The organism is Nonomuraea sp. NPDC049758, assembly GCF_040674635.1.
In the GTDB taxonomy this organism is placed as follows: Bacteria; Actinomycetota; Actinomycetes; order Streptosporangiales; family Streptosporangiaceae; genus Nonomuraea.
This window is the reverse complement of the sequence record NZ_JBFAMZ010000005.1, coordinates 472,314-484,074: the sequence shown is the minus strand read 5'-3', so window position 1 is coordinate 484,074 and position 11,761 is coordinate 472,314. Positions and strand designations below refer to the sequence as shown.

The window sequence follows — 11,761 nt, the reverse complement described above, 5'->3', positions numbered from 1 at the left end:
CGGGCATCGGCCGTCTACCCTCCGCCTGTGGGCATACGAATCGTCATCGCCGACGACCAGGCGATGGTCAGGGCCGGGTTGCGCATGGTCGTCGAGAGCGACCCCGGCATGGAGGTCGTCGGCGAGGCCGGCGACGGACGCGAGGCCATCGCGGTGGCCCGCCGCACCAGACCCGACATCGTCCTGATGGATATCTCCATGCCCCGGCTCGACGGGCTCGCCGCGGCCAAGGAACTGCTGGACACGCCCTCGCCGCCCAAGGTCATCACGCTCACGACGTTCGACACCGACGAGAACCTCTACGCCGCGCTGCGCGCCGGCACCAGCGGGTTCCTGCTCAAGGTGTCGCCGCCCGAGCAGCTGCTGGAGGCGATCAGGGTGGTGCACGCCGGCGACGCGCTGCTCGACCCGGCCGTGACCAGCCGGGTCATCGCCACGTTCGCCGGGCGCGCCGACCCCACGCCCTCGCCGATGCTGGCCGAGCTGACGCCGCGCGAGCTGGAGGTGCTGCGGCTGCTGGCCCGGGGGCTGACGAACGCCGAGATCGCCAGGGACCTGTACGTCGGCGAGGCCACGGTCAAGACGCACGTGGCCAGGGTGCTGATGAAACTGTGCCTGCGGGACCGGGCCCAGGCGGTCGTCTTCGCCTACGAATCAGGGGTTGTGCGCCCTGGTGCGGCCTGAGGTTTGACGGACAGGGGGGTACGTATGTGTATATTTTCCGTGAGAAGGCGGTAGCAACAGGAGATATTTCATGCCATCGTTCCCCCGGGTGCTGTTCGACGAGGCCCACAGCGAGTCGTGGACCATCCGCCGCGAGGTCGCCGAGACCATCAATCCCGCCCATCCCGACGACAACAGCTACGCGCGCGCGGCAGCCGCGCTGCGCCATCTGGGGCACGACGTGCTCGCCCACACCGAGGGCGCCCTGACGGCCGGGGCGCTGTCCGGCCAGGACGTCCTCGTGATCGCCCACCCGTCCGGCGACCGGTGGGAGCGCACCACCGGCCACGGCAGCCCCGTCTTCGCCGCCGCCGAGCTGGACGCCGTCGAGTCGTTCGTGGCCGAGGGCGGCGGGCTCGTGGTGCTGGCCGAGGAGGAGCAGGACAAGTACGGCAACAACGTCGCCGAGCTGCTCGCCCGCTTCGGCGTCGGCGTCGGTCACACGACCGTGCGCGACCCGAGGAACGCCCACCGCGAGGTCGCCACCTGGGTGCTCGCCGAGCGCGCCACGGGCGACGGCGTGCTGGCCGGCGTGCAGCGGGCCTGCTTCTACCGCTCGGGCGTCCTGACCGCTCCGGAAGAGGCGACGGTGCTGTTCGCCACCTCGGCCACCGCCGACCCGGCGGGCGCGCCGCTGGCCCTCGCCCTGCGGCACGGCAAGGGCCGCGTCGTCGTGTTCGCCGACTCCGACCTGTTCGGCGACGACTCGATCGAGGACTACGACCACCGCAGGCTCTGGGGCAACGTGATCACCTGGGCCGCCCGCGTCCCCGGCGGCGACGAGGCCGCCGGATCCCGGGACGAGGCCAAGGCCGCGCTGTTCGCCAGGCTCAAGGAGGCCGTGGAGGAGCTGAAGCCGCTCCAGGTCAAGGACGGCTCGGTGCCGGAGGAGAAGGAGCGGGCCAAGGCGCTGGTCGCCGAGATCGGCCGCCGCGTGGGCGAGATCTCGCCGTACTTCCCTCATGACGCCGCGTACCTCCAGGCCGTCCAGGACGACCTGGCCGCCTGGGCCGAGCAGGACCTCGGCGTGCCCGACTTCCTGCGCGCCCTGGACCTCTTCCACCCCGACACCCAGCGCGTGGACGGCCTGGAGCACGTCGTGGTGTTCCCCATGTACACCCAGAACGGCAACCTCAGCCGCAACCTCGAAGCCGTCTGGATCCGGACCATCTGGCCCGACTGGCTGGCCCGGCTGGAGGCCGGCGGCTACGACAACCCGATGTTCGTGCCGATCGCGTTCGAGGACTTCACCTCCGGCTACGACACCCACTCGGCCGTGCTGTTCCCGGAGACGGTCGCGGTAAGCCAGGCGCCGGCCCGCTTCACCTGGGGCGGCATCTTCGCCGACCGCGAGTCCGCCCGGTTCCGCCGGGTCTCGGCGGCGGCCGCCGCCACGCTCCGGCTCGACCTGCCGCCGGACGCCGCCCGCCTGCTGGACTCCCAGCAGCTCGCCCAGGACACGTTCGTGCTGTGGGACCTGATCCACGACCGCACGCACAGCCACGGCGACCTGCCGTTCGACCCGTTCATGATCAAGCAGCGGATGCCGTACTGGCTGTACTCGCTGGAGGAGCTGCGCTGCGACCTGACGGCGTTCGGCGAGGCCGTGGAGCTGGAGGGCAAGGGCGTGCCGCACGCCCGGTACGTGCAGCTCGCCATCCTGTTCGACCGGCTGTTCAGGTTCCCGGTCACCGGTGACCGGGTGCGCAACTACGACGGGCTCGGCGGCCAGCTGCTCTTCGCGTACCTGCACCGCAACGACATCGTCCGCTGGACCGACAACCGGCTCACGATCGACTGGGAGCGGGTCGCGGACGGCGTGGCCGACCTGCGGGGCGAGGTCGAGAAGTTGTACCGCGACAGCATCGACCGGTCCAAGCTGGCCCACTGGCTGGCCGCGCACGAGCTGGTCAGCGCGTACGTGCCGCCGGCCCCCGGCTCGGTGTGGGCCAAGGGCGTCCAGGCCCTGCCCGAGGAGCAGAAGGCCAAGGTGGACGCGGTGCTGCCGGACGAGTTCCCGCTCAGCATGTTCTACGAGGCCCTGCGCCGTAAGCTGACAGACGTGGTCGAGTCGACTAAGGGGATCCGCGCATGATCATCCTGGTGACGGGGGCCGGCGGCCCCACCGGGGAAGCCGTTTCCGAGCACTTCCGCAAGCAGGGGCACACCGTGATCGGGGTCGACAAGGACGACGTCGACCTGCTCGACCGCGCGGCCGTCCAGGACCTCGCGGCCCGGATCGACGCCGAGCACGGCCGGGTCGACGGCGTGGTCCACCTGGTCGGCGGCTGGCGCGGCTCGCGCACGTTCGCCGACACCCGCCTGGAGGACTGGGACGCCCTGCACGACCTGCTGATCCGCACGCTCCAGCACGTGTCGCTGGCCTTCGAGCCGCTGCTGCGCAAGAGCGACAACGGCCGGTTCGTGATCGTCTCCGCCAAGGCCGCCCAGCGGCCCACGGCGGGCGGCGCGGCCTACGCGGCGGCCAAGGCGGCCTCGGAGGCCTGGACGCTCTCCCTGGCCGACGCGCTGTCCGGCACCAACGCGGCAGCGGTCATACTGGTGGTGAAGGCCCTGGTCAACGACGCGATGAGGGCCGCGAAGCCGGAGGCGAAGTTCCCCGGCTTCACCGACGTCGGCGACCTGGCGGAGGCGATCGCCGGCCTCTACGACCGCCCCGCCGCAGACATCAACGGCACCCGATTGGACCTCACTTCTTGATCCCCCGGCACGACCCCCAGCTCAAGGCGTTCGCCAGCGACAACTACGCCGGCGTGCACCCGGAGATCCTCCAGGCCATCGTCCAGGCCAACGGCGGTCACCAGATCGCCTACGGCGACGACGTCTACACCGAGGCGCTGCAGCAGGTCTTCCAGCGGCACTTCGGCGACGGGGCGCGGGCCTGGCCGGTCTTCAACGGCACGGCGGCCAACGTGGTCTCGCTGCGCGCGATGACCGCCCACTGGGAGGCGGTCATCTGCGCCGAGAGCGCCCACATCCACACCGACGAGGGCGGCGCCCCCGAGGTGGCGGGCGGCATCAAGCTGCTCACCGTGCCCACGCCCGACGGCAAGCTCACCCCCGAGCTGATCGACCGCCAGGCGTGGGGCTTCGGCGACGTGCACCGGGCCCAGCCCAAGGTGGTGTCCATCTCCAACACCACCGAGTGGGGCACCGTCTACACGCCCGAGGAGATCGCCGCGATCTGCGCCCACGCGCACGAGCTCGGCCTGCTCGTCCACCTCGACGGCTCGCGGCTGACCAACGCCGCCGCCGCGCTCGACGTGCCGATGCGGGCCCTGACCACCGACGCGGGCGTGGACGTGCTCTCCTTCGGCGGCACCAAGATCGGCCTGCTGTACGGCGAGGCCGTCGTGGTGCTCAACCCGTCGGCGGCCACCGGCGTCGACTACATCCGCAAGACGTTCATGCAGCTGTCGTCCAAGATGCGGTTCGTCTCGGCGCAGTTCGAGGCGCTGCTCTCGGGCGACCTGTGGCTGCGCAACGCGCGGCAGGCCAACGCCATGGGGCGGCGGCTGGCCGAGGCCGTGGGGCGCATCCCGGGCGTCACGCTGCCCCGGCCCGTGGAGGCCAACGCGGTCTTCGCGATCCTGCCGGCGGACGTCACCGAGCGGCTGCAGAAGCGCTTCCGCTTCTACACCTGGAACGAGGCGACCGGCGAGGTGCGCTGGATGTGCGCCTTCGACACCACCGAGGCGGACGTCGACGCGTTCGCGGCGGCCGTCGCCGAGGAGATGCGGGCCTGACCGGCGGTCAGGAGGCGTGCCGCTCCGCCTGCGTGGCCAGGCGGGCGGCCTGCCAGCCGCCCATCCCGTGCACGCCGGGCCCCGGCGGCGTCGAGGACGAGCAGAGGAACACCCCCGGCAGCGGGGTGCGCCACGGCGCGGCCGACCAGACCGGCCGCCGCACGAGCTGGACCAGGTCGTTCAGCCCCCCGCCGATGTCGCCGCCGACCAGGTTGGGGTTGCCCGCCTCCAGGGCGGCGGGGCCCGTCGCGTGCCTGGCCAGCACCCGGTCGCGGAAGCCGGGCGCGTAGCGCTCGATCTGGGCCTCGACGGCGTCCGTCATGTCCGCCGCCGAGCCGTTGGGGACGTGGCAGTAGGCCCACAGCGTGTGCCCGCCCCTCGTCGGATCGGCCGCGTACGGCTGCACGACCAGCACGTACGGGCGGGGCGAGTGCCGTCCGGCGGCGACCTCCGCCTCGGCGAGCGCGATCTCCTCCAGCGTCCCGCCCAGGTGCACGGTCCCGGCCCGCGCGACCTCCGGGTCACGCCAGGGCACCGGGCCGTCGAGCGCCCAGTCCAGCTTGAAGACGCCCGGCCCGTACCGGTAGCGGCGCAGGCCGCGGCGGTAACCGGCGGGCAGGTCGGCCATCGCGAGGAACTGCCGGGGCGTCACGTCGAGCACCACCGTCCGGGCGTCGAGCTCGTCGAGCCGCTCGACCCGGTGGCCGGTCACCGCCTCGCCGCCCAGCGACCGCAGCTCGGCCACCAGCGCGTCGGCCAGCACCTGCGAGCCGCCGCGCACGACCGGCCAGCCCACCAGGTGGGCCAGCGCCCCGAGCACCAGCCCGTAACCGGCGCTGACGGGGGAGCGCAGGTCGAGCATGGAGTGCGCGGCCAGCCCGGCCAGCAGCGCCCGCCCCTCCACGGTGCGCAGCGCCCTCCGGCCGAACGTCGTGGCCGGCAGCGCGGCCGCGGCCCCGAACCCGGCCGCCCGCGCGAACGTGCGCGGCCCGGCCCGCCACGGCCCGAGCGGGCTGAGCAGCACCTCCATGAGCGGGAACCCGGCCCGCGCCGCCGCGCCCGCGGTCGCCTGCCAGACCCGGCCGTCCCTGCCGAGCCCTTCGGCCGTACGGGCCGCGTCGCGGTGCAGCAGCACGGCCGGACGGTCGTCGAGCGGATGGGCCGCGGCCACCGGCGGATGGGCGAACTCGACCCCCTTGAGGTCGAGCGCCCGCATCGCCGGCGAGGCCAGCGCCATCGCCATCACGGTGGCGCCCAGGTCGTGCACCCGGCCGGGCAGCGTCAGCTCGCCGGAGCGCAGCCCGCCGCCGAACCGGTCGGCCGCCTCCAGCAGCAGCACCTCGCGGCCGGCGCGGGCCAGCATGACCGCGGCCGTCAGCCCGTTGGGGCCCGACCCCACGACGACTGTCTCAGCCCTTGCCGTGACCATGGCGCCCGCCCTTCCGCGCTCCGGGGCTCCAGCCTCTCACGCCGCCCCGCGCGGGGCTCAGGAGGCCAGGATCGACGGGTACGGCTGCGCCCCCCGCTGCTTGAGCAGGTCGGTCATCAGCTTGATCTCACCGCTCTGCCCCTGGACGATCTTCTGGGCCATGCCGGCCACCTCGTCCCGCTTGGACAGCTTGAGCAGCCCCTCGGCCATCTCCACGCCGCCCTCGTGGTGGCGGATCATGAGCTGCAGGAACAGCACCTCGGCCTGGACGCCCTGCAGCTCCTTGAGCTTGGCCAGCTCCTGCGGCGAGGCCATGCCGGGCATCGCGCCCGGAGCCGTGCCCGCAGCCGCGGGCGTGGCGCCGTGGCCGTGGCCGGCCATCCAGGCCATCGGGCGCTGGTCGGTCGCCTGGTTCAGACCCCACTGCTGCAACCAGCCCTGGAACATGCCGCGCTGGTTGGACTGCGTGGTGATGATGTCGAAGGCGAGGTTCCTGATCTCCTTGGCCGGGCCCTTGTCCCGGATGACGAACGCCATCTCCACGGCCTGCGCGTGATGCGTGGCCATGTCGCGGGCGAACCCGGCTTCGGGCGAGGAGTCTCCGGGCGTGGAGTCGCGGCCGAACAGCAGGAACGCCGCGGCGAGGAGCACCAGCACGGCGCAGACGATCAGAACGGGTTTTCTGGCGGGCTTTTCCATGGCCAGTCCAGCGTACCCATCCCCGCGCAAGCTGTGATCCGACGCTTATGCGCCTCTTATTCTCCGCATACGGCGGTAGGGCATAGGGTGACCGAAGTCAGGTACGCCGATGGAGGGACGATGACGAAGGAGAAGGCGCAGGCGAGGCGCGAGCATCTGCAGAAGATGCGGGCCGAGCAGCAGCGCAAACAACGCCGCGCCGCACTGCTCATGTGGGGGACGGGCGGTCTCATCGTCGTGCTCCTCGTCGGCGTGGTCGGCATCTACCTGGTCAACCAGGCGCGCGCGACGTCGCTCGACGCGGTGACCAGCTACAAGTACGAGGCCGGCCAGCACGTCGCCAAGTCGGTCACCTACAAGGAGACCCCGCCCGTCGGCGGCGAGCACAACAACTACTGGCAGCAGTGCGCGGTCTACGACAAGCCGATCCACAACGAGCACGCGGTGCACTCGCTGGAGCACGGCGCGGTCTGGATCACCTACCGCCCCGACCTGCCCAAGGCGCAGCTCGACGCGCTGAAGGACGTGGCCACCTCCACCGGCCAGCAGGACTACATGCTGGTCAGCCCCTACCCGGGCCTACCGGCGCCGATCGTCGCCTCGACGTGGGGCCACCAGCTCAAGCTCCAGGACCCGTCCGACCCCAAGCTCCCGGCCTTCATCAAGAAGTACCAGAACGGCCGTGACACCCCCGAGCCGGGCGCCATCTGCGGCGGCCAGGACGCCATCACCACCACGTCCGACCAGGCCCCGCTGCCGCCCGCGCCGACGGGCAACACCCCGATGGAGACGCTGGCGCCCTCGCCCAGCCAGTCCAAGTAACACCCCTTCGCGACACGTCGAGGGCCCGGCTCCGGCCGGGCCCTCGACGTGTGTCCGGGGGCTTGCGCTAGAGGTCGCCGACGAGCAGGCCGCGGCGCAGGCGGGCGTACTCCTCGAAGGAGATGCGGCCGTCGCCGTCGGCGTCGGCCCGCTGGAAGGCGGCCGAGAGCCCGTCGTCGCGGTTCCACAGCGTGCGGAACTCCGCGGCGGTGAGCTCGCCGTCGCCGTCGTGGTCGGCGAGGTCGAAGGTGGCGCGGAACATGGGGTTCAGCACGCCGTCGAGCGCGCCCGTGCGCACCAGCGCCTGGAAGGACTCGACGTACTCCTCCCTGCTGATCCGGCCGTCGTGGTCGGCGTCGAGGGCGTGGACGTGGACGTCCCAGGTGTCGAGGAACGCCTCCACGACCTTCTTGGCCTCGGGGGTGTCCGGCTGCGCGCCGGCCCGCCGGATGCGGTGGCGGGCCAGCGCGAGGTAGTCGTCCTTGGTCAGGAAGCCGTCGCCGTCGGTGTCGAGGTCGTCGAAGTTGCGTTCCGCGCTGCCGCGCAGGAGCACCGGATCCATCCAAGCCTCCGTTGTCACGGATCGTCATCGTCTCGTGACTCACCGTAACGTGCGGATCCGTGACGGCCAAGGCCCGGTCCCGTTCCACGCGACCGGGCCCGCGGCTCAGGTCAGCGCCTCCTCCAGCGGCGACCACTCCAGGCCGTGCGCCTCGGCCACCGGCCGGCTGGTCAGGCGTCCCTCGTGGGTGCTCACGCCCGCGGCCAGGGCGGCGTCCGTGCGGACCGCCTCGCGCCACCCCTTGCCCGCGACGGCCAGCGCGTACGGCAGCGTCACGTTGGTCAGCGCGAACGTCGAGGTGTGCGGCACCGCGCCCGGCATGTTGGCCACGCAGTAGAAGACCGACTCGTGCACCCGGTACGTCGGCTCGGCGTGCGTGGTCGGCCGCGAGCCCTCGAAGCAGCCGCCCTGGTCGATCGAGATGTCCACCAGCACCGAGCCCGGCTTCATCCGGCTCACCAGGTCGTCGGTGACCAGCATGGGCGCCTTGGCCCCCGGCACCAGCACCGCGCCGATGACCAGGTCGGCCTCCAGCACGGCCTTCTCGATCTCCAGGGTGTTCGACGCGACCGTCTGGCAGTGGCCCTGGTAGATCATGTCCGCCTGGCGCAGCTTGTCGATGTTGCGGTCGAGGAGCAGCACCTCGGCCTGCATGCCGAGCGCGATGGCGGCGGCGTTCATGCCGGACACCCCGGCGCCGATCACCACGACGTTCGCCGCCCGCACGCCGGACACGCCGCCCATGAGCACGCCCCTGCCGCCCTGCGAGCGCATCAGGTGGTACGCGCCGACCTGCGGCGCCAGCCGTCCGGCCACCTCCGACATCGGGGCGAGCAGGGGCAGCGAGCCGTCCCTGTTCTGCACGGTCTCGTAGGCGATGGACGTGACGCCCGAGTCGAGCAGGGCCCTGGTCAGGGGGCCCGAGGCGGCCAGGTGGAGGTAGGTGAACAGGATCTGGCCCTTGCGCATCCGGTGGTACTCCTCGGCCACCGGCTCCTTCACCTTCATGATCAGGTCGCACGTGGCCCACACCTCGTCGGCGTGCGGCGCGATGACGGCGCCCGCCGCGGCGTAGTCCTCGTCCGGGATGGCCGAGCCGAGGCCCGCCTGCCGCTCGACGTGGACCTGGTGCCCGTGGCGTACCAGTTCGTGGACGCCCGCTGGGGTGAGTGCGACGCGGTATTCGCTGTTCTTGACCTCGCGGGGAACTCCGACCTTCATGGGGTCATCCCTCGTTCGCGTGGAAAGTTGCCGACAACCTGCGTTCTCATTTCCATTTTTCCTCCGATCTCACAGATAGGTGAGGATTTTTCGGCTGATTACCCCGGTGCTGCCCGTCCTCGATAAGCTCACCGGCAGCCCGAACGTCAGGATGGGGTCGTCAACGATGGACAGACCGGTAGAGGCGCCTCCCGCGGAGCCGGAAGAGCCGGAGGAGCCGAAGGCCAGCCGCCTCACCACCATCGTGCTGACCGTCTCGCTGGTGCTCGTCGTCGTCGTGGCGGGCGTGCTCGGCACGGTCGCCGTCCTGATGACCAAGAGCCCCGACAGCCCGCTCCTCGGCGGCGCGCCGCCGCAGCGCCTGGCCATCCCCATCCACTTCGCGCCGGTCAAGGAGACCAAGACCGCGCCCTGCCCGGGCGACCCGGCCGTGCTCGACGAGCAGCAGACCACCTGTTACCTCCTGGAGGACGGCGTCACGGTCGGCGCCGTGCAGCGGATCGAGGCCGTCCGGGGGGCCGACAACTCCTACTCGGTGCGCATCGCGGTCGCGCCCGTCTTCAAGGACCGGCTGGTGCGGCTCATCGACGAGCTCCAGCCCACGCAGCGGCAGGTCGCGATCGTGCTGGCGCCCGAAGGCGAGCAGACGCCGAAGACGGTCCTGGCCGCGCCGGTCGTCACCCAGAGCATGGACGGCGACAGCCTGAGCATCGCGGGCTTCACCAAGGAGGAGGCCGACGCGCTGGTGGTCCGGATGCTCGGCACGCCGCCGTCCCAGCCGTCGCAGCCGCAGTCGTCCCAGCCGGGCACCGACCAGCAGCCCCAGCAGCCGACGAACCAGCAGCCGACGGACCAGCAGCAGCCCACGAACCAGCAACCCACGAACCAGCAGCAGCCGGACCAGCAGCCGCAGCAGCCCACGGACACCGGCCAGGGCACCGCTACCACCGGGACGACCGCCCCCGCGGGCGTCGCCCGCGTCCCCGACAAGCGGTACGCGAGCTGCAAGGAGGCCCAGGCCGCCGGCGACGGCCCCTACACGCGCGGACGGCATGAGGAGTACTCCTGGTATCCCGACCTCGACCACAACGGCGTGGCCTGCAACAGCGCTGACATCCGCTAACCGAACAAGGCCCGGAGGGCGTCGATGCCGAAGTAGGCCAGGAAGACCAGCGAGACGGCCCACAACAGCCACGGGATCTCCGCGAACCGGCCCCTGGCCGCCTTGATCAGCGTGTACGAGATCACCCCGGCCCCCACCCCGTTCGTGATCGAGTACGTGAACGGCATCAGCGCGATCGTCAGGAACGCCGGCACGGCCAGCTCGATGTCGGTCCAGGGCACGTTCTTGGACTGCGTCATCATCAGCGCCCCGACCAGCACCAGCGCGGGCGCCGCCGCGGCCGCCGGCACCACCGCGGCGATCGGCGTGAACAGCAGCGTCAGCCCGAGCAGCGCCCCGGTCACGACGCTGGCCAGACCGGTGCGCGCGCCCTCGCCCACACCGGCGGCCGACTCGACGAAGACGGTGTTGGCCGAGGCGCTGACCGAGCCGCCGATCATGCCCGCGACGCCGTCGACGGTCAGGATGCGGCCCAGCCGCGGCACCCGCCCGGCCTGGTCCACGAGCCCGGCCTCGTCGCTGACGCCGATGATCGTGCCCATCGCGTCGAAGAAGCCCGACAGCACCAGCGTGAACAGCACCACGGTCGCGGTCAGCGCGCCCGCCCTGGCGAACCCGCCGAACAGGTCGAACTGCCACACCAGCCCGAAACTCGGCGCCGCGACCAGGGACTCGGGCATGTGCGGCACGACCACCCCCCACTCCTTGGCGGGGACCGGCACCAGCGCGTTGACCACGACGGCCAGGACCGCGGTGACCGCGATGCTGATGAGGATGGCGGCCGGGGTCCTGCGCACGTACAGGACGATCATCAGCAGCAGGCCGAAGCAGAACAGCGTGACCGGCCAGCCGGTGAGATGGCCGGTCGCGCCGAGCTGCACGGGGGTGCCGGTGCCCCGGGCGACGAAACCCGCGTCCACCAGGCCGATCAGGGCGATGAACAGGCCGATCCCGACGCTGATCGCGTGCTTGAGCGCCAGCGGGATCGCGTTCATGATCAGGGTGCGCAGGCCGCTGACGGCCAGGACGATGATGACCGCGCCCTCCAGCACGACCAGGCCCATCGCCTGCGGCCAGGTCATGTGCGGCGCGGCCTGGTAGGCGACCACCGCGTTCAGCCCGAGCCCGGCGGCCAGCGCGAACGGCGCGTTGCCGACGAACGCCATGAGCAGGGTGGAGAGCGCGGCCGCCAGCGCGGTCGAGGTGGTCAGCTCGGCGATGGACAGCCGGGCGCCGGTGACGTCCTTCGCGCCGGCCAGGATGATCGGGTTGAGCAGGATGATGTAGGCCATCGCCATGAAAGTGGTCAGGCCGCCGCGGACCTCGCGTCCGACGGTCGTCCCCCGCCCGGTCAGCTCGAAGAGTCTGTCGAGCACCACACGTCCCCCTCGTCATGATCGAGGGGAGTGCGGGTC

General features: G+C 71.9%; 11 protein-coding genes. 6 read left to right on the top strand and 5 right to left on the bottom strand.

Annotation, left to right across the window (positions count from 1 at the left end; all coding sequences use genetic code 11):
• Nucleotides 1-27: 27 nt before the first annotated feature.
• The 4 genes from AB0J46_RS16570 to AB0J46_RS16555 all read left to right on the top strand — a co-directional run bounded on the left by AB0J46_RS16570 (nucleotide 28) and on the right by AB0J46_RS16555 (nucleotide 4,490).
• A complete protein-coding gene (locus AB0J46_RS16570; RefSeq protein WP_125630960.1) occupies nucleotides 28-684 on the top strand; it encodes a response regulator transcription factor in 657 nt (218 codons plus the stop codon).
• Between the two features lie 70 nt (nucleotides 685-754).
• The gene (locus AB0J46_RS16565; RefSeq protein WP_364332048.1) at nucleotides 755-2,818 is read left to right on the top strand and encodes a DUF6421 family protein; all 2,064 of its coding nucleotides are present in this window, start codon (nucleotides 755-757) and stop codon (nucleotides 2,816-2,818) included.
• Nucleotides 2,815-3,444, top strand: coding sequence for an SDR family NAD(P)-dependent oxidoreductase (locus tag AB0J46_RS16560; protein WP_364332046.1), 630 nt, complete (start codon nucleotides 2,815-2,817; stop codon nucleotides 3,442-3,444). Before AB0J46_RS16565 ends, AB0J46_RS16560 begins: the two co-directional genes overlap by 4 nt.
• A complete protein-coding gene (locus AB0J46_RS16555) occupies nucleotides 3,441-4,490 on the top strand; it encodes a low specificity L-threonine aldolase (protein WP_352353523.1) in 1,050 nt (349 codons plus the stop codon). The genes AB0J46_RS16560 and AB0J46_RS16555 overlap by 4 nt, the downstream gene beginning before the upstream one ends.
• A 7-nt stretch (nucleotides 4,491-4,497) precedes the next feature.
• Here the strand turns inward: AB0J46_RS16555 and AB0J46_RS16550 are convergent, their stop codons facing one another.
• On the bottom strand, nucleotides 4,498-5,919 hold the full coding sequence (locus tag AB0J46_RS16550) for an NAD(P)/FAD-dependent oxidoreductase (protein WP_364332042.1): 1,422 nt from the start codon (nucleotides 5,917-5,919) through the stop codon (nucleotides 4,498-4,500).
• Nucleotides 5,920-5,976: 57 nt separating this feature from the next.
• Nucleotides 5,977-6,618, bottom strand: a complete 642-nt coding sequence (locus AB0J46_RS16545; protein WP_364332039.1) for a DUF305 domain-containing protein — start codon at nucleotides 6,616-6,618, stop codon at nucleotides 5,977-5,979.
• Nucleotides 6,619-6,738: 120 nt separating this feature from the next.
• On the opposite strand from AB0J46_RS16545, the gene AB0J46_RS16540 reads away from it, so the two are divergent.
• On the top strand, nucleotides 6,739-7,440 hold the full coding sequence (locus AB0J46_RS16540; protein WP_364332036.1) for a DUF3105 domain-containing protein: 702 nt from the start codon (nucleotides 6,739-6,741) through the stop codon (nucleotides 7,438-7,440).
• A gap of 67 nt (nucleotides 7,441-7,507) precedes the next feature.
• On the opposite strand, the gene AB0J46_RS16535 is transcribed toward AB0J46_RS16540, so the two are convergent.
• A complete protein-coding gene (locus AB0J46_RS16535; RefSeq protein ID WP_364332033.1) occupies nucleotides 7,508-8,002 on the bottom strand; it encodes an EF-hand domain-containing protein in 495 nt (164 codons plus the stop codon).
• 105 nt (nucleotides 8,003-8,107) lie between these two features.
• Complete coding sequence (gene ald / locus AB0J46_RS16530) at nucleotides 8,108-9,223, bottom strand: alanine dehydrogenase (RefSeq protein WP_364332030.1); 1,116 nt, start codon at nucleotides 9,221-9,223, stop codon at nucleotides 8,108-8,110.
• 166 nt (nucleotides 9,224-9,389) lie between these two features.
• On the opposite strand from ald, the gene AB0J46_RS16525 reads away from it, so the two are divergent.
• On the top strand, nucleotides 9,390-10,346 hold the full coding sequence (locus AB0J46_RS16525) for an excalibur calcium-binding domain-containing protein (RefSeq protein ID WP_364332027.1): 957 nt from the start codon (nucleotides 9,390-9,392) through the stop codon (nucleotides 10,344-10,346).
• On the opposite strand, the gene AB0J46_RS16520 is transcribed toward AB0J46_RS16525, so the two are convergent.
• The gene (locus AB0J46_RS16520; protein WP_364332024.1) at nucleotides 10,343-11,722 is read right to left on the bottom strand and encodes an NCS2 family permease; all 1,380 of its coding nucleotides are present in this window, start codon (nucleotides 11,720-11,722) and stop codon (nucleotides 10,343-10,345) included. The genes AB0J46_RS16525 and AB0J46_RS16520 overlap by 4 nt on opposite strands.
• Nucleotides 11,723-11,761: the final 39 nt, after the last annotated feature.